Origin of the sequence: Bacillus sp. L_1B0_5, from assembly GCF_000836715.1 — a bacterium.
Taxonomy (GTDB): Bacteria; Bacillota; Bacilli; order Bacillales; family Bacillaceae_G; genus Bacillus_A; species Bacillus_A thuringiensis_S.
The window spans coordinates 41,454-63,534 of sequence record NZ_JXIS01000106.1 but is presented as its reverse complement, the minus strand read 5'-3'; the positions used below and the strand labels follow the sequence as shown (position 1 = coordinate 63,534).

The window sequence follows — 22,081 nt, the reverse complement described above, 5'->3', positions numbered from 1 at the left end:
GGAAGCAAAGAAGTTAGGTGGGGGATCAACTGTCCGTAAAAGTCCGATTGGTTCAACTAATAATCAGTGGGGGATGAACAAAACCCCCACTGATTAAAGTTTCACTTTATCGGAACAAGATAAAAATATGATGATTAGTTAATAACTTTAACAAAAGGAGAATAACATACTATGTTTAAAACAATCGATACAAATCAACAAGATGTGAAATTAACGGTGTTTAGTTCGGACGAAAAAAGCTTTATGGTCACAGCAACATTAGTTGAGAAAGCAGGACATGCATTTTTAATAAACTCAAAATTTACTCAATCTGATTCGAAAGAAATTGTTGAGTATCTGAAAAAAAACGACTTATCTTTAGATAAAATCTTTATTATTCATGGGGATCCAGACTACTACTTTGGATTAGAGAGTATTAAAGCCGTTTACCCAGAAGCTATAGCGTATGCTACAGAGTCTACTGTTGAACATATTGTTCATTCTGTCTTAGGGAAATTAAAAGTTTGGAAAGACGCCCTTGGCGAAAATGCGCCAAGTAACGTGGTATTACCTCAAGTGTTTAAAGAAAAAGCGATTGATTTTCAGGGGTTAACATTTGAACTAGTAGGCTTAGATCATTACAGAACTAGCTTATTTAATAAAGAGCTGAAAGTATTAATTGGTGGTATTGATGTATTTAACGAAATACATGTATTCTTAGCGGATACTAGCTCAAAAGCGGCGATGGAGGCGTGGATTGAGAACTTGAAAGTGTTACAAGCATTACATGCTGACATAATTGTACCAAGCCATGGATCAATCGAAAAATCTCTAAATAATCAAGCACTTACTGCGACAATGGATTATCTAAGAACTGCGGTTCAAGCTTCTGAGGAAAGTGGAACTTCAAAAGATTTTGTGGCAAAACTTGAAGCAGCATATCCAGACTATGCAAATAAAGGTGTATTAGAATTAAGTGCAAAAGTTGTAACAAAAGAAATGCCTTGGGGTTAATGATATGAATAAATATCAAAAACTATTACATGAAACGTATGTGTTAACTGGCGAAGGGAAATTGGATGCGTTCAAAACGTATTTAAGTGAAAATGTATCTTGGACAGAAGCTGCTGGGTTTCCATATGCAGGTACTTATATAGGTCCAGATGAAGTAGTGAAAAACGTACATGAACGTCTTGGCACGGAATGGAATGACTATAGCGCTAAAGATGAAATTTATACTTTTAATAACAATACTGTTATTGTGTATGGAAAATATAGTGGAACATATAAAGCTACAGGGAAGTCATTTGTAGCAGATTTTTGTCATCTTTATAAGTTTGATGAGAACGATAAGGTTAAGAAGTTTATACAAATTGTGGACAGTGCAACTGTTAATGAGGTATTAAGTTAGAGTTAATCGTTTCTAATATGCCTTGTATAGGGGGGAGGATAAATGAAATTCCTAACATTACCCCTGACATTACATTTTTGGGAAGGTTTCTCCTTCTTCAAACTTTTTATAGAAGAAAACTTATTTAAGTAGAAGAGGTAGGTATATATGAAATTAGAGAAAAGTTTAATCATAACAATTATTTCTGTATTTATTTTAGGAGTAGTTTCGACTTTGGTATATCAAGCTTCCACCGGTAATAACAAAGGAAACTCAATAAAGAGCGAGAATGTTGCTTCTGTATCAAAAGAAGTGAAAGAAAATGAAAAGAATAAAAAGATGGTAGTTGATTTCTATAATGAAGTTTTTAACAAACATAATATCGATATTATCCCTAAATATGTTAGCGAAGATTATAAGCAACATAATCCTTTTGTTGCTGATGGACGAAAAGCCTTCATGGATTTCTTTAAGGAGGATTTTGTTAAAAATCCTAATTCCTCTGCAGAGATTAAACGTGTAGTAGCTGAAGGGGATACAGTTGCTCTTCATGTACACTCTCGTACTAATTCTCAAGATAAGGGAGTTGCTATAGTGGATATATTTCGTATCAAGGATGGAAAGATTGTCGAACACTGGGATGTAATTCAAGAGATTCCAAGTGAAGCAGCTAATGATAATACGATGTTTTAGATAGAAGATATATCTAATAATTGTTTAATTGATAGTGCTGTATAGAATTTAGAAATTTAGATAAGTAAAGGAGATGTCCTAGTACCATGCCTGGGACATCTCCTTTTTGTTTTAACGAGATTTAATTTATTGTTACTTGTATTTTTTTATGTACTACTATTCGATTACACATCATTTCAGGCGGTTTTCTTTTATCCCGCATTAATGGGCAGTAAGATCCCCACCTCTTTTAATTCTTCAATTAATAAAAAGTTTGCTTTCAAATTAGAAAGGGTTAGTCCCTCACACCCAAAAACAAAGGGGAACTCAATTATTCAAATTCATATAAAGTTTCAATCTTGTCTAAGCATCCATTAGGATATACAATTGATCATCTATTTTTCTTTACATAATCTCCAGATGCAGTCCATATCAACTATAGATTCTTGTCTTATGCTAAATGTAATCAAAAAGCAAGTAGATAAAGATAATGACTAAAACATTAACTCTAGATACTTTTTTGATGAATATTACAAATAAACAGGAGGTAATGAAAAATGATTAAAACATTATTAGCAGGAGCACTTTTAAGTACAGGATTGGTAGCGGGAGGTGCAGATGATGCGAAAATGGACAATTTAAAGTCAAATGAAGATAGTTCAAATCAAGTAATTACACAGAGTGTAGATGGAACAACGTCTTTCTCACAAAACTTTGATTTACCTAAAGATGCAGTGCCAGCAACTCCTAAAGGAAACGCAAAAACTGTTGAAAGAACAGAGGGGACAGGTTCTCAAGAAGGAAAAATGGTACCAACAAAAGAAGGTACAGATTCTCAACCAGGATTTGAAATGGGATCCCCTGAGAAACCAGAATATGCAAAAACAGTTGAAAGAACAGAAGGTACAGATTCTCAAGAAGGAAAAATGGTACCAGCAAAAGAAGGAAATTAAATAATATATAGTTATAACGAGGAGCATCCAAAAAGTGGTGCTCTTTTTATATTATAGGGATTAACCAGTTTTACTGAATATAGAACTGTAGGAGGAATTGAGACTAGAACATGGGGGCCTATCTCTTCAAATCATGGTGTTTAGGGCAATAGTTTTGGTGGTGACGTCATAATACAAACATTTTATTAGAGATTTTCTAAATTTACATACACTCTAGATAGACTACATATCAACTTCAGATACCTGTTTTATGATACAAGTAATCAAACAAAAGGAGGGCAATACAAAATGATTAAAACAGTATTAACAGGGCACTCTTTTATGTACAGGAGATTATTAGCAGGTGGATCAAATGTTGAAGATGTACAGACAGATCAGCATATTCTATATGAACAAAATGAATTGCAGCAAATTCTAGAAAAGTACGATTCGAAGAAGTTTGAGTTATAAAAAGAAAATAGATAAATGAACAAGAGAAAAGTATTTTCATTTGGATATAGGACTTGAATCAAACTTTTATACTAAAATATATACGGCAAAAAGGAGGGAGTACATTGCACAAAATTATTTATGGAATATTAATTTTAATATATACTTTGTATTCATTTTTTGTAAGTGATGGAAGTGAAGTAAGGTTTATTATGCTGTTAACTATAGTACTTATCTTTTCTGTGGTTTTAGAAAAAGGAAATGCAAACCAAACGACTGATTAAGGGGCGTTTGGTTTGCATTTTTTATTGGCTATTACAGTCTAGATGTTTTAGAGGTAGCACCAAATTTCATTTTTTGGGCACTATTAAATTTTTAGTTGATGAAAATACGGTGCAACTCCTACTAGAGAAAACACCGCCTAAAATAGAAAACTTTTAACCTATTATCATTTATTCCGTAGCTTTTAAGGTATTTAACACGACTTTGGTTGCATCTGCAATAAGTTTATCGTCATATTTAGCATCTTCTTTATCATGATTAGAAAGTATAGCAAGAACAATTGGCTTTTTATTTGGTGGCCAAATAATTGCGATATCATTTCTTGTTCCGTAAGATCCCGCACCTGTTTTATCAGCTACTTCCCAACCTTTTGGTACGCCCGCACGAATCAATTTATCTCCAGTTGTATTTCTCTTCATCCAATCTACTAATAGTTCACGTTTTTCTGTTGGAAGTGCAGTCCCTAATGTAAATGATTGAAGCGTCTTAGCTATTGCTTCTGGTGTACTGGTATCATGTGTTTCTCCTGGATGCACTTCATTTAATTCAGGTTCAAATCGTTCTGAAGTAGTAACAGTATCTCCCATTTCTCTCAAGATTTTTTCAAATTCAGAGGGACCTCCTAACTGTTTAAGAATCAAATTATGTGCTGTGCTGTCACTATATCGAACTGAAGCATCTGCAAGTTCTTTTAACGTCATTCCTGTATCAACATGCTTTTCAGTAATTGGATTATAATTAGAAAGATCTTCATGAGTATACGTAATTCTCTGATCAAGAGCTTCTAATGAGTTCTTGCGTAAAAGAGCGCCCACAGCTAATGATTTAGATGTAGATGCAAACGCAAAACGATCATCTGAATGATAAGCAATCGTTTGATTCGTACCTGTGTCCAGTGCATAAATACCAAGCTTAGCATCATATTCTTTTTCAAGTTTAGCAAAAGATTGATTACCTGTATTTTCTTGTTTAATTTGATTAGCTTGATTCGTTTGTTTAGGTGGTTCAGATTGAGCATTACTATTGGAACAGCCTATAAGTGATACACATGAAAGTAATACTACAGTTACAATCTTTTTGTAATGTAAAATGTTATAGAACTTGTTTAAAACGAACATAAATTTTCAACCTCTTTCAAGAATATATGGATTTTGTCTAGGTATTCTAAATACCGATGTAATTAAAGATGACATAAGGTAACAATACTACTGCAGCTGAAATTTCACAGGTTAAATGACATCCAAAACGTTTATCCCGCTATTTGCCGGGCAGTAAGACCCCCGCTGATTAAAGTTTCACTTTATATGATTGATAAGTCACGGTTTGGGTTGTTTCTTTTTTGTTTCCACTTGTAATGGTTCACCTGTGAAAGTATTACAATACATGTTTTTTACTTTTGGGAATAATAAGTCCTTTCATTTTTTTGTAATACATAAAAATAGATGTCAAACGGGATATGTTGTATCCAATCTGGACAACTCATATTAGAAATACACTTATTAGACACTCTAAGTAATAAATTTGTTCCACTTTAAGATGAGGAAGAATTTGGGATTTGTAAAATAACAATGGAACTAGGTGTTTTTTCGTCATACAAAAACCTCTACATATAAGTAGAGGTTTTTAAATTGCATATTAATGAATTATGCTTTTTCAGATAAACGAAGATAATAGAATACATAATTTTAACTAGACTTATTATTAACTAATTTATCCCCACCACCAAGCTCCGCCTCAATCTGCGAAGTCTTCGATGACTCATCCATACGCCAATACGTAATAAAGCTGATCGCGATACATCCAGCTACGTAGAAGTAGAATAGTGATTCCATTCCGATACTCTTTAGCCATAATGCGATGAACTCAGCTGTTCCGCCGAATATCGCAACTGTTAGTGCATATGGTAAACCTACGCCAAGTGCGCGAATTTCGGTCGGGAAGAGTTCTGCTTTTACAATTGCGTTAATTGATGTGTAACCAGTAACGATAATGAGACCGACCATCATGAGTAAGAATGCTACGATTGGTTCTGTCGTTTTTTCCATGAAGAAGAAAATTGGTGCTGTTAGTAATGTTCCGAGAATACCGAATGCCATTAATAGTGGGCGGCGTCCAATTTTATCGGATAATAGCCCCGCAATCGGTTGAAGTACGACGAAAATAAGTAGTGCGACAAAGTTAATCCAGCTTACAACTTCTTTCGGAAGACCGACTGTGTTTACCATGAACTTTTGTAAATATGTTGTGTACGTATAAAATGCAACAGTGCCTCCGAGTGTTAGGCCGACTACTGTTAATACTGCTTTTGGGTGTTTCATAAGTGCGCGAACGGTTCCTGCGCTTTCGCGTTTTTGTGATTTTATGTTTGAGAACTGCTCCGATTCATCCATCGTGCGGCGAAGCCATAATACAGCTACTGCGCCCATCGCTCCAATAATGAACGGAATACGCCATCCCCATGCTTTCATATCTGGTTCGCTTAGTAATTGCTGAAGAACAATTTGAACGCCTAACGCAACCATCTGTCCAGCAACGAGCGTTACATATTGGAAACTTGAATAAAAACCACGGCGTCCACTACTAGCCATTTCAGATAAATACGTTGCGGAAGTTCCGTACTCTCCGCCGAGTGATAATCCTTGAAGTAAACGAGCAAGAACTAAAATAATTGGGGCCATAATACCGATACTTTCATAACTCGGTGTACAGGCAATAATTAAAGAACCACCGGCCATAACCGTAATGGAAAGCGTTAATGCTGCCCGGCGACCGTGCCGATCCGCATATCGTCCCATTAGTAAACTTCCGATAGGGCGCATTAAAAATCCAACTGCGAAAATAGCTGCTGTGTTCAGTAACTGACTCGTTGGATCTCCTTTAGGGAAGAACTCTGCTGAAAAATAAACGGCGAAAGCAGAGTAAACGTACCAGTCGTACCATTCAATTAAATTACCGACTGAACCTTTGAAAATATTGCCGGCGACTCGGTTTGATTTTACTTGAGCCATACTAATTCCTCCTCTTGCTTAGTAATAAAATGATAATTATGAAAGCGTGTTCATTGTAAAAGAATTGTACTGTTCTTTAAGTGAAATCTCAATATTATGACAATTTCATTCTTTTTGTACTTTATGAACATGGATATTTTTAATAGTTGCTTCATTTTCAGTTTTGTCATAATAATAGAAAAAGGAGATTGATAGTTTTGAATATTTTATCAAAGGATATGAAGCATGAAAAAATCACGCAAAGTGTCATTACAAACGAAAATAGTAAGCTTAATTATCGCGTTAATTTTATTTGTCGTTCTCCTATTAACGGGAATATTTGTTTACATTCAGTCCGTTGATACGAAGCGCCAAGTAGAACAGTTAGCGCTGCAAACGGCTAAATCTCTTTCTTTTATGCCAGCTATAAAAGAGGCTTTTCAAAATAACGAGCATAAAAGTAACATTCAATCTATTGCGGAACAAGTTCGTGAGCAAGCTGGTGCGGATTATGTAATTGTGGAAGATCGCTATGGGGTTATGTATTCCCATTCTAATTCTGAGTTGATTGGAACAAAGAGTAACAATCCATATAACTATGAAGCACTCACTTTTGGCGGATACTATACGCTTGAAGGAAATGGTGCAAGTGGTCCGGCTTTAATGGCGAAGGCACCTATTATTGTTCATAACGGAGATTACGATCAAGTAGTAGGCGTTGTGACAGTAGAGTTTTTAATAAAAGGTATTGAATCTAACATATTGAGTAGAACGAAAGAAATTATCCTCTTCTCCTTAGCGGTGTTATTAGCCGGCATTGTTGGTGGCATTCTTTTAGCGCGTAGTATTAGGAAGGATACACTTGGTTTAGAGCCAAATGAAATCGCAGCGCTATACCGAGAACGAAGTGCGATACTACTATCTATAAAAGAAGGAATCATCGCCATTGATCAAAACGGTTTTATTACGATGATGAACACCTCGGCAGAAGAAATGCTTCATGTAAATGATGATTATATGCAGCGGCACATTTCAAAAGCTTTACCGGAATTTAATATGAAAAGAGTGCTAGAAACCGATCAAGAAATCGCGTTTCAAGATAAAGTGTTTATTTTAAACATGACACCGATACTTGAAAATAATAGTACGGTAGGTGTTGTATGTAGTTTTAGAGATAAAACTGAACTGCAAAATCTTGTGAACACAATATCTGAGGTAAGAAAATATTCAGAGGACTTACGCGCTCAAACACATGAATTTACAAATAAGCTTTTCGTTTTATCAGGATTACTTCAGCTAGGACACTACAAAGAAGCGATTGAATTTATCCAGCAAGAATCTAATATTCATCAAAGCCAAAATCATATTTTATTTCATCAAATTCACGATGCGAAAGTACAAGCTATTTTATTAGGGAAAATCGGAACAGCGTCTGAAAAGAAAATTGATTTTCATATTGAAGGAGATAGTGCGCTTCATCCGTTACCAGAACATATAAAGGTTTCGCATCTTATTACAATCCTTGGAAACATAATCGATAATGCATTTGATGCGGTAAATGAACGAGAGGAAAAGAGTGTTTCCTTCTTTGTTACGGATATTGGACACGATATTGTGTTTGAAGTGATAGATAGCGGGATAGGAATACCAGCAGAAAAAATAACGACCATTTTTCAAAAAGGATTTTCAACGAAAGGAACTGATCGTGGTTATGGACTAGCGAACGTGAAAGAAATGGTAGATCTACTAGAGGGAACAATTGAAATTCAAAACGAGAAAAATGGGGGAGCTATTTTTACAATTTACCTTCCGAAAACATTGAAAGAAAGTACATGACAAACAGGGGGATGGACATATGTTGAAGGTTGCAATTGCAGAAGATGATTTCCGCGTCGCGCAAATTCAAGAAGAGTTTTTATTAAAAATAAAGGATGTAAAAGTGATCGGAAAAGCATTGAACGCGAAAGAAACGATAGAACTACTACAAAGGGAAGAAATTGATTTACTTCTATTAGATAATTATTTACCAGATGGAATCGGAACAGACTTACTGCCGAAAATTCACGCAGATTTTCCAAACGTTGATGTCATTATGGTTACTGCGGCGAATGAAAACCATATGTTAGAAAAAGCGATTCGAAACGGCGTAAGCAACTATCTTATAAAGCCGGTTACGTTAGAAAAATTCGTTCGCACAATTGAAGACTATAAAAGAAAGAAGCAACTATTACATAGTAACCATGAAGTAAATCAAGCACTCATCGATAATTTCTTCGGCACTTCGCAAACACAAGATATGAAAAACTTACCGACAGGTGTTGATCCGTTAACGCTGCAAAAAGTGAAAGGCATTATAAAAGGATTTGAAGAGGGCATTACAATAGAAGAAATGGGAGAACAAATGGGGGCCTCCAGAACAACCGCAAGAAGATACTTAGAATACTTAGTAGCGACCGGCGAATGCACAGTAGAGTACACATACGGCATTATCGGACGACCAGAACGAAAGTACCGAATAGGAAGAGGACTATGAAAAAACGATTATTACTATGTATATGGATCATGACAGGAGTAATAGCTGGTTGTTCCTCGGAAAAATCCCATACGAATAAAGTGAACATCGACAAATTAGAAATCGTTGCGCCGAACGTTCCAGGAGCAGGATGGGACTTAACAGCACGGGCGATGCAAAAAACGCTCGCAGAAGAAAAAATCTTCACAAAACCAATCACAGTCACAAACAAAGTAGGTGGCAGCGGTGACGTCGGATGGAAATATACGAAACAAAAAGGCGGTCACGTACTGGCGATTAACTCAAGCTTACTCATAACGAACAACCTACTAGGCCACAGTAAACTAACATATAAAGACTTCACGCCGCTCGCAACACTCGCATCGGACTGGGAAGTCGTTGTCGTATCAAAAGACTCTAGCGTAGAAACCGCAAACGAACTAATGGAACAACTAAAACAAAACAAGAAAAACTTCAAAATCGGCGTTGCCCCCGGCCTAGGAAACGACGATCACCTATCCTTCGTACAAGTAAGCAAAGCCTTCGGCATAAACACAGCCGAACTACAATTCTTCGTCTACGAAAACAAAGAAAAAATCATAAACGCCCTAACGAACAAACAAATAAGCGCCGCAACCATGACCTTATCCGAAGCCGAAAAACAATACAAAGCCGGCAAAATAAAAATACTAGCCGTGTCCGCACCAAAACGCCTAGAACGCCTACCAGAAATCCCAACGTGGAAAGAACAAGGAATCAACGTCATATTCCAGCACTGGAAAGGGATCATGGGCCCGAAAGATATGACAGAGGAAGAGGTTGCTTATTGGGATGGTTTCATTAAGAAGATGGTGGAGAGTGATAGTTGGAAGGGGATTTTGAGGGAGCGGGGTTGGGAGGGGTTTTATAAGGGGAGTGGGGAGACGAGGGGGTTTTTGGAGGAGAGTAATTTTAGGTATGAGGAGATGGTGAAAAAAGGGGCTTAAGAGGGAAGTTTTCAATCATGTTTTATTTTTGTAGTTACTTCTATATAATATAAAAGAGATGAGAGTGTTAGGCTAATTACATTAAATGCTAGATAGAAATAGATAAAATCTATCGTATTGATTAAAAATATATTAGTCGTTAAAAGATATAAAAGGCATTTTTCAGTCTATAAGGTATGGAAACGTAAATTATAGAGTTTCTATGAGATTTAAGGAGGACATAATGAAGAAAAATATTTATGTTGTTGGAGCGGTAATTGTTCAAGATGAGAAAATTTTATGTGCACAAAGAGGACCAGCTAAATCGCTACCTCTTATGTGGGAATTTCCAGGTGGAAAAATAGAAGAGGGAGAAACACCTCAAGAGGCGTTAAAGCGTGAAATTGATGAAGAAATGCATTGTAGTGTGCAAATTGGTGAACAAATTGATTATACAGCCTATGAATATGATTTTGGTATCGTTCATTTAAAAACTTTCTATTGTAAACTTGTTGAAGGAAGTCCGGTTTTAACTGAGCATGTAGCAATTAAATGGTTATATCCGAATGAACTAGCAGCTTTAGAGTGGGCACCTGCGGATATCCCGACTATTGAGAAATTATCAAAAGAATCGATTGTAAAGTAATTTGAAAAAACTATTCGTTTTATACGGATAGTTTTTTATATTTGTAATAAATTTGCACTTTAAATCAGTGAGTAATACAATTAATATAAAAAATTGTCATAATGGTGATCATATGGAGAATTTTATTCAAAAATTAGAGGGGTCTTTATATAAAGGGTTTATTGATCAAAAACATAATCATCCTGGAATATATAAGCCGAAATTATTAGTAAACAATACGAAAAAAAATGAAAATGTTTTAAGCTCATTGCTGGAAGAGCTTGAAAATAGTACAGCGTTTATTTTCTCGGTGGCTTTTATTACGGAAAGTGGGCTAGCGACTTTAAAATCACATTTCCTTGATCTTAAACAAAAAGGGGTTAAAGGACGTATATTAACATCTACATTCTTAAACTTTAATACACCAAAAGTGTTTAGAGAGTTAATGAAACTTGAAAATGTAGAAGTAAGATTAACAAATTTATCTGGTTTTCATTCAAAGGGATACATATTTGATAACAAAACACATTGTTCATTAATTGTCGGTAGTTCAAATCTGACTGCACATGCTTTGAAGGTAAACTATGAATGGAACGTTAAGTTAACATCGCATGAAGATGGAGAGATAGTACAGCATTTTAAAAATCAATTTGAAGAAGTCTGGGAGCATTCTCAACTATTAACTGAAGAGTTGATTGCAAATTACGAAACAATATATGAGCAAGCTGTAGAAAATAAGTTACTAGATCGAGTTATAGAATTACCTGGTCAATATCATAATTCAATTGAAGAAGCTTTGAAAATTACCCCAAATAAAATGCAACAAGCTGCGTTACAAGAAATACAAGCTATTCGAGACGCTGGAAAAGAAAAAGGTTTAGTTATTTCTGCAACAGGAACGGGGAAGACATATCTTTCAGCATTTGATGTCAGAAATTTTTCACCTAAACGGATGTTATTTATTGTTCATCGAGAGCAAATATTAAATAAAGCGAAATCCGATTTTCAAAAAGTTCTTGGTGGGATAGATGAGGACTTTGGAATTTTATCAGGGTCAAATAAACAAATAAATGCTAAATATTTATTTGCGACGATCCAAACCATTTCAAAAGAAGAAAATTTACAGCAATTTGATCCTGGGTTATTTGATTATATTTTAATAGATGAAGTTCATAAAGCAGGTGCTAGTTCTTATCATAGAGTTATTAATTATTTTAAACCGAAATTTTTAATGGGAATGACCGCTACACCTGAACGTACAGATAATTTTAATATTTATGAGCTATTTGATTACAACATTGCTTATGAAATTCGATTGCAAGAAGCACTTGAAGAAGATATGCTTTGTCCTTTCCATTATTTTGGAGTAACTGATTTTGAATATAATGGTGAAAAGATAGATGACACTACTGTTTTATCTAAACTTGTTACGGAAGAGCGAGTGGATCATATAGTGGAAAAAGTAAAATATTACGGTTTTTCTGGTGAAAAGGTAACAGGATTAATGTTTTGCAGCCGAAAAGATGAAGCAGAACAATTATCACACGCCTTAAATAATAGAGGTTTTCGCACATTTGCATTAACAGGAGATCATTCTCAAGAGGAAAGAGAATTGCGCGTGAATCAATTAGAAAATGGCGTACTTGATTATATTTTAACGGTAGATATATTTAATGAAGGAATTGATATTCCGAGTGTGAATCAGGTTGTTATGTTAAGACAAACTCAATCAAGTATTATCTTTATACAGCAATTGGGGCGTGGACTTCGAAAACATGATTCAAAAGATTTTGTTATGATTATTGATTTCATTGGAAACTATAAAAACAACTATTTAATTCCAATTGCCCTTTCAGGAGATAGATCACAAAATAAAGATAATATACGCAGATATACAAATGACACGAGTTATATTAAAGGTATTTCAACAGTTAACTTTGAGGAGATAGCGAAAAAACAAATCTTTAAAGCTATCAATAATAGTAATTTAACAGCAATGAAAGTATTAAAGGAAGCGTTTGGTGAGTTGAAAAATAGAATAGGAAGAATTCCATATTTGTATGACTTTATAGTAAACCATTCTATTGATCCAGTTGTACTTGTAGATGGATATTCGAACTATTATCAGTTCCTACTGAAAATGAAAAAAGCTGTGCCTACATTAACAGAGTACGAAAACAAAGTTTTAACAATGCTTTCATTGGAAGTATTAAATGGAAAACGTAAAAACGAAATCGTTTTGTTAGAATTATTATTAAAGCAAGAAAAAGTTGATAAGGATGAGTATATAAAACAACTTGAAGAAACTAATTGCTTAACAGATGATGAAACGATTACTTCAGTACAACGAATTTTTGAATTAGATTTTTTCTCACAAAACAGTCAAAAGAAATATGGAGAAAAGCCAATTATCTCTTTACAGAACAATAAGACATATATGTTTAATGATTCTATTCGAAAAAGCTTAGAACAAAATGAATACTTTAAGTATATGGTTATGGACATCGTTAGAAGTGCGAAGGAAAAGAGCAAAAACTATGAGTGTGATAGTAACCTTACTGTATATAAAAAATACTCAAGAAAAGATGTGTGTAAACTTTTAAATTGGCATAATGATGAGAGCTCAACTATGTATGGTTATAAGACAAAATATTATACTTGTCCAATATTTATTACATACCATAAAAATGATGAGGTAGAATCCAGTGTGGACTACGGTGATGAATTCCTTAATCAAGATGTTCTTAAATGGTATACAAGAAGTAATAGAACATTAAAATCGAAGGAAGTTCAAGCAATTATTGACGCTAAAGAAAATAATATTGATGTTCATATTTTTGTGAAAAAAGATGATGACGAGGGAAGCGACTTTTACTATTTAGGAAAAGCGAGACCTGATAAAGCAAGTGTAGAACAAACTGAAATGCAAGATAAAAATGGAAAAGAACTACCGGTTGTTACGATGAATATGATTATGGAGAAATCGGTTGATAATAAGCTTTATGATTATTTAAAGGATAGTAATGTTTTGTAGGTAGATTGAATTTTTAATGCTTGTATAGCTCAAAAATGATTAGTGTGATAGTAGTATTAGTAGATAAGATAAGATAAGGCTGTATCAAAATGACATCGTAGTATGTTTTTGATACAGCCTTATTTATTGGATTAAAATGTATGGTTTAAGTAGCTATCCCATGTAAACAGAAAGAAAAGGACTAAATCTTATATGGTATAATTAGAGCATTAAAACCCTAATCCTGGAGGGATTCAAATGCCAACCTACAACAAATTAGTAAGAAATCGCATACCAGAAATTATTGAGAATAACGGAAAGACATTCACAACTAGAATACTGAATGAAAAAGAATATATAGAAGAAGTGAGCAAGAAAACACAAGAGGAGCTAACTGAGTATTTAGAGGCTGAAAGTAAAGAGCATAAAGTAGAAGAATTAGCTGATTTATTAGAGTTAGTGAATGCATTGGCACAATATGAAGGCGTAACGTTAGAGGATGTTGAGCAAGTACGTAAACAGAAGGCCGAAAAGCGTGGTGGTTTTCAGGAAAGAATTTTTTTAGTTGAGGTACATGATGACTAATGTCCAGCTCGTTACGAATAATTTGATCCATAAGCTAGAGCGCTATATGGATGATGCAAAATCGATATATATTTTAACTTCGTTTGTTATGAAATCAGGCGTAGATGTCTTAGCCCCTTTTTTGCGGAAAGCAGCAGAAAAGAATGTAGATATTAAGATTTGTACAGGAGATTATTTGTATATTACGCAACCAGACGCGTTAGAGAATTTGTATGAAATTCATCCTGATATTGATATTCGACTGTGGAGGAGTGCAGGAAAATCATTTCATCCGAAGGCTTATTTATTTGAGCATGAGAGCGACGGAGTTATGATTGTTGGTTCTTCTAATATGTCTCGTTCCGCGCTAACAAGTGGTGTGGAATGGAGCTTGCTTGTGAAAGAGAGTGTTGGAGAGGAAGCTTTTTCGGAGGCAATTGATCAATTTTTACATATTCATATGAATGAAGTAACTCAGCCTATTAATATAGAAACAATTAAACAATATCGTAAAGAGTATGAAGAATTTCATAAAACTCATTCAAGTTTAGTCCGAACTTGGACAAAGCAAGAAGAGATTGAAATGATGATTCCCTCGGGACAAGAGGATTATACTGCGAGATCAGGAGTAGAAATTGAATTAGAGGAATCAGCTGTATATGAAACAAAGATTGCACCACGCTTTGCACAATTATCTGCATTGGAACAATTAGAGAATGTATTGGAAGAAGGATACAACAAAGCGATGGTTGTTATGGCAACAGGACTTGGTAAGACTTATTTAGCTGCTTTTTTTGCAAAACGTTTTAAGAGAGTTTTATTTATTGCGCATTTAGAAGAAATATTAAATCAAGCAGAAAAATCTTTTCTACGTGTAATCGATAATAAGACTACGGGGATTTATAATGGAAAGAAAAAGGAAGGCGAGAAGGATGTTGTTTTTGCATCTATTCAAACGTTGAGTAGAAAGCGACACTTAGAAAACTTCTCACCTAATGATTTTGACCTTATTATTGTAGACGAGTTCCATCATGCTGCAGCTAACAGTTATCAAAGAGTACTAGATTATTTTGATCCTAATTTCTTATTGGGAATAACGGCAACACCAGATCGAAATGATTTTCGTGATATTTATTCGATTTGTGATGGGAACGTTGCATATCGAATTGATTTTATGGAAGCGATTCAGCGTGGATGGTTATCTCCATTTCACTATTATGGAGTACATGATGATACTGACTACTCACAAATACGTTGGATAGGCAATAAGTATGATCGTGAGGAACTTGCGCAAGTGCAGTTGAGAGAGGAACTCGCCTTAAATATTTTAGAAGCTTGGAAGAAATATAAAAAAACTAGAACAATTGTCTTTTGCTCTAGTATTAGGCAAGCAGTCTTTTTATCTACATATTTTAATGAGAACGGTTATAGTACAATTTCACTTCATTCGGAAACAAAACATATTTCGAGAGAAGATGCGATTAAACAGCTGGATAATAATGAACTAGATGCTATTTTTACAGTAGATTTATTTAATGAAGGTGTTGATATTCCATCTGTCGATACACTTTTATTTGTTCGCCCAACAGAATCATTAACAATTTTCACACAACAAATTGGTCGTGGTTTACGATTGCATGAGCATAAGGAGTATTGTGTTGTAATTGATTTAATTGCAAATTATCGAAATGCAGATATAAAAATACAAATGCTTCGAGTGGATGATGGAAAGACGAAAGGAAATGGTACACAAAATATATTGCCAGATGGATGTACAGTAGAATTTGAATTAGAAGCAAAGCAGTTATTAGATGAATTACTGAAAAAGAAAATGCCGAGAAAAGAAAAATTGCAACATAGCTATCAAACTGTAAAAATGGATCTTGGACGTCGACCTACATATTTAGAATTACATAAACTTGGTATAGAAGAGAGTAAAGAATATCGCCAAGAGTTTAAATCATATGTTGGCTTTTTAGCATGGAATGATGAATTAACAGAACTTGAAAAAACAGTGTTTTTACATTGTGAAGCGTGGTTGCAAGAAGTTGAAAAAACAGGAATGGCAAAAAGTTATAAAATGCTATTATTGTTGGCGATGTTGCAACGTGGAAAAGAAAGATGGTACCATCCTATCTCACCAGAAGAAGTTGCACCATTCTTCCATCAGTTTTTAATGGAAAAAGAATACCGCAAGAAAATAGATTTTAGTGACAAGCAAGCACAACGTATGTGGGAATATGATGAAGAAAAAGTTAGTAAACTAATCGCTACAATGCCAATGACAAAATGGAGTGGTAGCTCAAAAGGTTTATTATCATTTGATGAAAACTTCTTTTCTCTAAATATGGATGTTAGAAAAGAAGATGAAGAGATCTTATTTGAATGGACGAAGGAGATATGTGAATATCGTCTTCATACATATTTTGAAAGAAGGACAGCAACACTGAAATAAGTGTTGCTGTTTTTAAATTAAAATTCCCCTTGCACCTACCCCAACGTCACCCCCTAACCTAAAGAAGACAAATCAAAAAGGGGGGACCAAATCACTCATGAAAACCACCACAAAAGAAAAAAGAAACATTATCATCATGCTACTACTATCAGCCACAATAGGAATCTTTTCACCACTATTCATGTACATCACACTGGCACGTAAAAATGAAGTGTACAAATATCATTGCCGAAAGGCGTTCAACTTTCACTTGTTAATTTTTCTTCTATTTAATATTAGTTCGCGTATTAGTGATGTTTTGTTTTGGATTGTCTTTATCTTTGAGGTAATTCAAGTGCTCATTGTTGCGTGGAAAGTAATACGCGATGAACCATATTGTTATTTCATTCGAATTCCGTTATTTAAAGAAGATAAGTATGTAGTGGAAGGAGAATAGGTGATGAAAAAAGAAGTGGAGATAAAGGAAAAGCAATTTTTTGTTATGGTTGCAGTGTTGTTTATTGCGATTTATATTGTTTTACGAAAAAGAAAGTATGAGTACTTTTATGATGGTATTAGCGAGTATGAAAATCGTTATAGAGGGCATGTTCCTTTTTTTATTGCTTGTTGTAGGTTTCTTTCAATATTGTAGGCAAAATGAGATGAGTTTTTCTCGTATGCTTCAGTATGTGAGAGAGAAGTTAGCGGAGTAGGTGATGATATGACGTGGATGATTAGTGAGTTTGCGAGTGTTGGGGATGTTACGGTGCGGACGCTTCGTTATTATGACAAGATTAATTTATTAAAGCCGAGCGATTATACTGAGGGTGGGCATCGGTTATATACGAAAGATGATTTGTATGTGTTGCAACAAATTCAATCGTTTAAGCATCTCGGTCTTTCGCTTGGTGAAATTCAAAATATTATATTGCAGCGTGATATAGAGACGGAAGAATTTTTAAGACAAATGCATTTTCAAAGGGAATTGCTTTTGGTAGAGCAAGAAAGAATTGCTAAGGTGCTTTCGCATATGGATGAGATGACAAAAAAGTTTCAAAAGGAAGAACGAGTGGATGTCGCTTTGTTTTCTTCTTTTCTGCAAACTTTTATTTGGGAGAAAGAAAATAAAGAATGGTTAGAGGAACATTTTTCGAAGGATAGTATTCAAGCGTTTTATAATAATAAGGAATTAAAAGAAAAGTTTGATCGGCGTTTTATGGATGTGATAGGGAAGTTGAAAAAGTATAAGGAAGAAGAGAAGGATCCGAGTCATCATGACGTTCAAGTTACTTTGAAGGAATTTTTTAATTTAATAGAAGGAGTAACGAACTATCTTGATATACCTCAAAGTGATATAGGGAATATAATCCAAAAATCAAACTTCTCACTATCTGAATTCCCAACCCTCTTTACAACCGAAGAAGAAAACTATATAAAAGAAGCAATTCAGCAGTTTAACACTTAGTTAAACTGCTTTTCCATTATAATAGAAGAAAAACCAAACGGAGGAAACCCACATGCCAACCTACAACAAACTAATCCGAAACAAAATCCCACAAATCATAAAAGCCAACGGAAAAATACCAACAACAAGAATCCTACCTGAAGACGAATACATAAAAGAACTCTGCAAAAAAACACAAGAAGAACTAACTGAATATCTAGAAGCAGACACAAAAGAACATAAACTCGAAGAACTATCCGACCTCCTAGAACTAATAAACGCCCTAGCCGAACACGAAGGCACAACACTAGAAGAAATCAACAACATCCGCAAAAAGAAAGCAAAAGAACGAGGTGGTTTCTCAGATCGAGTCTTCCTAATCAAAGTAACCGATAACTAGCCCCTTACAAGCCCCTACCAAGTAATAAATCACTAAGAAAAAACATAACAAAACAAAAACACCAACAAACACCGTAGTAGTAGTAGTAGTCAAAAAAAATTTTGAAATAACACGCCAAAAACCCGGCCCTCCCGCCTATATATATTACAAAGGGGCTTTTACTTTTCAACGGAGACGGGAGGAATTAGGATGGCGGTGTATCGTAATGTGCAGGTGAATTTTTGGCAGGATGATTTTGTTTTGGATTTGACGCCGGAGGAGCGGTATTTTTATGTTTATTTGTTAACTTGTTCGAAGACAACGCAGTGTGGGATTTTTCCTTTTCCGAAGCGGTTAGCTGAGATGGAGACGGGTTATAATCGGGAGACTGTTGATAAGCTTGTGCAGCGCTTCATTGATTATGGGAAGATTCTTTATGATGCGGATACGCGGGAGTTATTCGTTTTGAATTGGCTTCGTTATAATCCTGTGACGAATACGAATGTGGAGAAGTGTGTGCTTCGTGAGCTTAAGGGTGTGAAGAATAAGGAGTTTGTACATATGTTTCTTCAGAAGTGCGCGGAGGAAGAGCTGAGTGTTCCGATGCTTTTAGCGCATTTCGGTATGCCTGGTGATTTGGCTGTGGATGATGTTGATTCAGTTTGCGAGGAGACAGAAGAAGAGGTTATAGAGGAAGAAACGGGAAGTCGTGTGTTTTCTTTTTATGAGCAACATTTTGGTAGTTTGTCTCCGCATACTGTGGAGGAACTGAGTGCGTGGATGGAAGATTTGTCAGAGGAGCTTGTGCTGAAGGCTCTTCAAATTGCGTTTGAGAATAATAAGCGGACGGTTGCTTATGTGAAGGGGATTTTGAGAGGTTGGCACGGGAAAGGTTTTACGAAATTGTGTGAGGTTGAGGTGGATACGGCGAGCTTTAGGAAGAAGGAGTCGTCTGCTAGTACGGGGGAGACGGAGGAGTTTTTGGCGAGGTGTGAGGAGTGGGAGAAGAATGCGCCGTCAGAGGAAGAGTTGCAGCGCTTTTTAGCGGAACGCGGGTGGCGGCCATGAGTATTCAAAATGTGGAGGCGGAGAAGACGGTGTTAGGTTCTCTATTAATTGATGGAGAGCTTATTAAGGAGTGCCGTTTGGCTGAGCATTATTTTTCTATGTCAGTACATAAGTCTATATTTCAGTTAATGCGAAAGATGGAAGGAGAGGGGCAACCGATTGATCTTGTGACGTTCATTTCTAGGGTAGATCCGAAGTTTTTAGAGGGGATCGGGGGAATGGCGTATTTTATAGGGTTAATGGATGGTGTGCCTACTACTAGAAACTTCTCATATTATGAGGGGCTTGTTCGAGGTGCCTGGAAAATGTATCAGGCTGGTGTTCTCGGGCACAAGATGGGAGAGCGTCTTATTGCGGAGAAGAGTGAGAAAGTTATCGGTGAGACGATTACGGCACTTTGTGAGTTAGAGGAAAAAGACTCTGTATGTGAGTTTGATTTGAAGGATGCGTTAGTTGATTTGTATGAGGAGCTTCATCAAGATGTGAAAGAGATTACTGGTATTGAGTCTGGTTATACATCGTTAAATAAAATGACGTGCGGATTGCAGGAAGGTGATTTTGTCGTTCTTGGTGCGCGTCCTTCTATGGGGAAGACTGCGTTTGCACTAAATGTTGGACTGCATGCGGCGAAGTCTGGAGCGGCGATTGAATTGTTTTCGTTAGAGATGAGTAGTAAGCAATTGTTAAAAAGGATGGCTTCTTGCATAGGTGAAGTGTCAGGAGGTAGGCTGAAAAATCCGAAGCATCGTTTTGCGATGGAAGATTGGGAGAAGGTAAGTAAGGCGTTTGCGGAGATTGGTGAGTTGCCATTTGAGATTTACGACAATGCAGGTGTTACGGTGCAAGATATTTGGATGCAAACCCGTAAGTTAAAGCGGAAACACGGTGATAAAAAGCTTTTAGTCATTGTAGATTATTTGCAGCTCATTACGGGCGATCCGAAGCATAAGGGTAATAGATTTCAAGAGATTAGTGAGATTTCTCGTAAGCTTAAGTTATTAGCACGTGAATTAAATGTTTGTGTAGTAGCGTTATCACAGTTATCTCGTTCTGTAGAGTCGCGGCAAGATAAGCGTCCGCTTTTATCAGATTTAAGAGAGACCGGACAAATTGAGCAAGATGCGGATGTCATTATGCTTATGTATCGAGAGGATTATTACGATAAGGAAACAGTGCAGAAAGAGATGACGGAGATTCATGTGGCGAAGCACCGGAATGGGCCTGTGGGGAGTTTTAAGCTGAGGTTTTTGAAGGAGTTTGGGCGGTTTGTGGAGAGGGAGAAGTAGTGAGAGGAAGGTGTTTTGAAAATAGCATGTGCATGTGAACGAAAGTTGTAACGCTAATTTTATAAGTTATATAATAAAGAAAATGGTAACTAATAGTTAAGGGGGATTAGCTATTGGCAGGGAATGATATTTCTTATCATAATAAAGATATTCTGATGAAGTTTTTAAGTGAATGTTATAGGGATAAAGGGCTTGAAGCATATGGGTTAAAAGGTTATCCAAGAATAAAAGAATTGTTGCTAAATGAATTTTCGAGAGCTCGTGCAGATCAAAGGCGCTCAGATACTTTATTTGAAATGGAAGATGGTTCAATTTTAATGTTAGAGTATGAAAGTAATACCCGTTTCCTCGAAAACCATTTGAAGTATATGGATTATGCGAATCAAATTATGTATCGTTACTATAATAAGAGGAAAGAGTTACCGGATATTCGAATCGTAGTTATTTATACAAGTGAGGTAATGAATCCTATAGAAGAAATAGATGTATGTAGTATACGTTTAAATTCTAAAGCGGTTTTACTAAATGAATACAATGGTGATGCCATTCTTCAAAAGATTATTAGAAAAATGGAAGAAGGAAAATCTTTGACGGATGAAGAAACCATGAAATTAATACTTGTACCACTTATGCATAGTAGAGAGAAAAGACAAATTTTAATTGAAAAAACGATAGAAGTAGCAAAGTGTATCTCCGATGAGCAAGAACAAATTCAAGTTATTGCTGGGATTCTTGTAGCTACAGATAAATTTATTGATGAAGACTACGCGAAAAAGGTAAAGGAGTGGTTACGGATGACAAAAGTAGGTCGTTTATATGAACAAGAGAAGCAAGAAGAAATTGATAAAGCACTTTCGGCAGCTGGAATGCTTTTTAAAGGAATGAGTGTAGAAGAAATAGCTAAAAAATTAGATGTAACAATTGAAAAGGTGAAAGAGTGGGAGAAGCGTTTATCTCATTAATCGCTGGGGTAATGGCAGCGTCTGTATAAATTTATACAAAAATAGCCGAATATTTACTATATAATAGTCGGCTATTTTTGTACGGAGAAGTTGTTAGGTTTAATACGCAAATCTTTTGGTTTGCTCTTGAATATGTT

Annotated in this window: 21 protein-coding genes and 1 pseudogene; 20 read left to right on the top strand and 2 right to left on the bottom strand. The window is 35.5% G+C overall.

Annotated features, from left to right (window positions below; genetic code table 11):
* Window positions 1-171: 171 nt before the first annotated feature.
* The 6 genes from RT27_RS27170 (at window position 172) to RT27_RS35415 (ending at window position 3,707) form a co-directional block, all read left to right on the top strand.
* Window positions 172-993, top strand: a complete 822-nt coding sequence (locus tag RT27_RS27170) for a hypothetical protein (protein WP_043938308.1) — start codon at window positions 172-174, stop codon at window positions 991-993.
* 4 nt (window positions 994-997) lie between these two features.
* Window positions 998-1,390, top strand: coding sequence for a nuclear transport factor 2 family protein (locus tag RT27_RS27165; protein WP_001046374.1), 393 nt, complete (start codon window positions 998-1,000; stop codon window positions 1,388-1,390).
* A 147-nt stretch (window positions 1,391-1,537) separates the two neighbouring features.
* Window positions 1,538-2,062, top strand: coding sequence for an ester cyclase (locus RT27_RS27160; protein WP_000764214.1), 525 nt, complete (start codon window positions 1,538-1,540; stop codon window positions 2,060-2,062).
* 536 nt (window positions 2,063-2,598) lie between these two features.
* Window positions 2,599-2,994: a hypothetical protein gene (locus RT27_RS27155; RefSeq protein ID WP_016082677.1), complete on the top strand. Its 396-nt coding sequence runs from the start codon at window positions 2,599-2,601 to the stop codon at window positions 2,992-2,994.
* 288 nt (window positions 2,995-3,282) lie between these two features.
* A complete protein-coding gene (locus RT27_RS35420) occupies window positions 3,283-3,444 on the top strand; it encodes a hypothetical protein (RefSeq protein WP_173927908.1) in 162 nt (53 codons plus the stop codon).
* Between the two features lie 104 nt (window positions 3,445-3,548).
* A complete protein-coding gene (locus tag RT27_RS35415; protein ID WP_002093894.1) occupies window positions 3,549-3,707 on the top strand; it encodes a hypothetical protein in 159 nt (52 codons plus the stop codon).
* A 168-nt stretch (window positions 3,708-3,875) separates the two neighbouring features.
* On the opposite strand, the gene blaIII is transcribed toward RT27_RS35415, so the two are convergent.
* Window positions 3,876-4,823 carry a class A beta-lactamase BlaIII gene (gene blaIII / locus RT27_RS27150; protein WP_043938307.1) on the bottom strand — a complete coding sequence of 316 codons (948 nt, stop codon included), beginning with the start codon at window positions 4,821-4,823 and terminating at the stop codon, window positions 3,876-3,878.
* 567 nt (window positions 4,824-5,390) lie between these two features.
* Complete coding sequence (locus RT27_RS27145) at window positions 5,391-6,713, bottom strand: MFS transporter (protein ID WP_000079866.1); 1,323 nt, start codon at window positions 6,711-6,713, stop codon at window positions 5,391-5,393.
* A gap of 225 nt (window positions 6,714-6,938) precedes the next feature.
* On the opposite strand from RT27_RS27145, the gene RT27_RS27140 reads away from it, so the two are divergent.
* The 14 genes and pseudogenes from RT27_RS27140 (at window position 6,939) to RT27_RS34940 (ending at window position 21,944) form a co-directional block, all read left to right on the top strand.
* Window positions 6,939-8,528 carry a sensor histidine kinase gene (locus RT27_RS27140; RefSeq protein WP_043938306.1) on the top strand — a complete coding sequence of 530 codons (1,590 nt, stop codon included), beginning with the start codon at window positions 6,939-6,941 and terminating at the stop codon, window positions 8,526-8,528.
* 19 nt (window positions 8,529-8,547) lie between these two features.
* Complete coding sequence (locus RT27_RS27135; RefSeq protein WP_043938305.1) at window positions 8,548-9,225, top strand: response regulator; 678 nt, start codon at window positions 8,548-8,550, stop codon at window positions 9,223-9,225.
* Complete coding sequence (locus tag RT27_RS27130) at window positions 9,222-10,190, top strand: tripartite tricarboxylate transporter substrate-binding protein (RefSeq protein WP_043938304.1); 969 nt, start codon at window positions 9,222-9,224, stop codon at window positions 10,188-10,190. Before RT27_RS27135 ends, RT27_RS27130 begins: the two co-directional genes overlap by 4 nt.
* Window positions 10,191-10,413: 223 nt before the next feature.
* Window positions 10,414-10,815, top strand: a complete 402-nt coding sequence (locus tag RT27_RS27125) for a (deoxy)nucleoside triphosphate pyrophosphohydrolase (protein WP_043938303.1) — start codon at window positions 10,414-10,416, stop codon at window positions 10,813-10,815.
* 112 nt (window positions 10,816-10,927) lie between these two features.
* Window positions 10,928-13,828 carry a DEAD/DEAH box helicase gene (locus RT27_RS27120; RefSeq protein ID WP_043938302.1) on the top strand — a complete coding sequence of 967 codons (2,901 nt, stop codon included), beginning with the start codon at window positions 10,928-10,930 and terminating at the stop codon, window positions 13,826-13,828.
* Between the two features lie 237 nt (window positions 13,829-14,065).
* On the top strand, window positions 14,066-14,392 hold the full coding sequence (locus RT27_RS27115; RefSeq protein ID WP_043938301.1) for a nucleoside triphosphate pyrophosphohydrolase: 327 nt from the start codon (window positions 14,066-14,068) through the stop codon (window positions 14,390-14,392).
* The gene (locus RT27_RS27110) at window positions 14,385-16,826 is read left to right on the top strand and encodes a DEAD/DEAH box helicase family protein (protein ID WP_043938300.1); all 2,442 of its coding nucleotides are present in this window, start codon (window positions 14,385-14,387) and stop codon (window positions 16,824-16,826) included. Before RT27_RS27115 ends, RT27_RS27110 begins: the two co-directional genes overlap by 8 nt.
* A gap of 97 nt (window positions 16,827-16,923) precedes the next feature.
* Window positions 16,924-17,262, top strand: a complete 339-nt coding sequence (locus tag RT27_RS27105) for a DUF4870 domain-containing protein (protein ID WP_043938299.1) — start codon at window positions 16,924-16,926, stop codon at window positions 17,260-17,262.
* A gap of 3 nt (window positions 17,263-17,265) precedes the next feature.
* Window positions 17,266-17,518 (top strand): annotated as a pseudogene (locus RT27_RS27100) (hypothetical protein).
* A gap of 8 nt (window positions 17,519-17,526) precedes the next feature.
* Window positions 17,527-18,270, top strand: coding sequence for a MerR family transcriptional regulator (locus RT27_RS27095; RefSeq protein ID WP_043938298.1), 744 nt, complete (start codon window positions 17,527-17,529; stop codon window positions 18,268-18,270).
* Window positions 18,271-18,322: 52 nt separating this feature from the next.
* Window positions 18,323-18,649 (top strand): nucleoside triphosphate pyrophosphohydrolase, encoded by a 327-nt coding sequence (locus tag RT27_RS27090; RefSeq protein ID WP_043938297.1) that lies wholly within the window; start codon window positions 18,323-18,325, stop codon window positions 18,647-18,649.
* A 189-nt stretch (window positions 18,650-18,838) separates the two neighbouring features.
* Entirely contained in the window at window positions 18,839-19,696 is an 858-nt protein-coding gene (locus tag RT27_RS27085) for a DnaD domain protein (RefSeq protein ID WP_043938296.1), read from the top strand.
* On the top strand, window positions 19,693-20,982 hold the full coding sequence (gene dnaB / locus RT27_RS27080; protein WP_043938295.1) for a replicative DNA helicase: 1,290 nt from the start codon (window positions 19,693-19,695) through the stop codon (window positions 20,980-20,982). Before RT27_RS27085 ends, dnaB begins: the two co-directional genes overlap by 4 nt.
* A 113-nt stretch (window positions 20,983-21,095) precedes the next feature.
* Window positions 21,096-21,944 carry a transcriptional regulator gene (locus RT27_RS34940; RefSeq protein WP_043938294.1) on the top strand — a complete coding sequence of 283 codons (849 nt, stop codon included), beginning with the start codon at window positions 21,096-21,098 and terminating at the stop codon, window positions 21,942-21,944.
* Window positions 21,945-22,081: the final 137 nt, after the last annotated feature.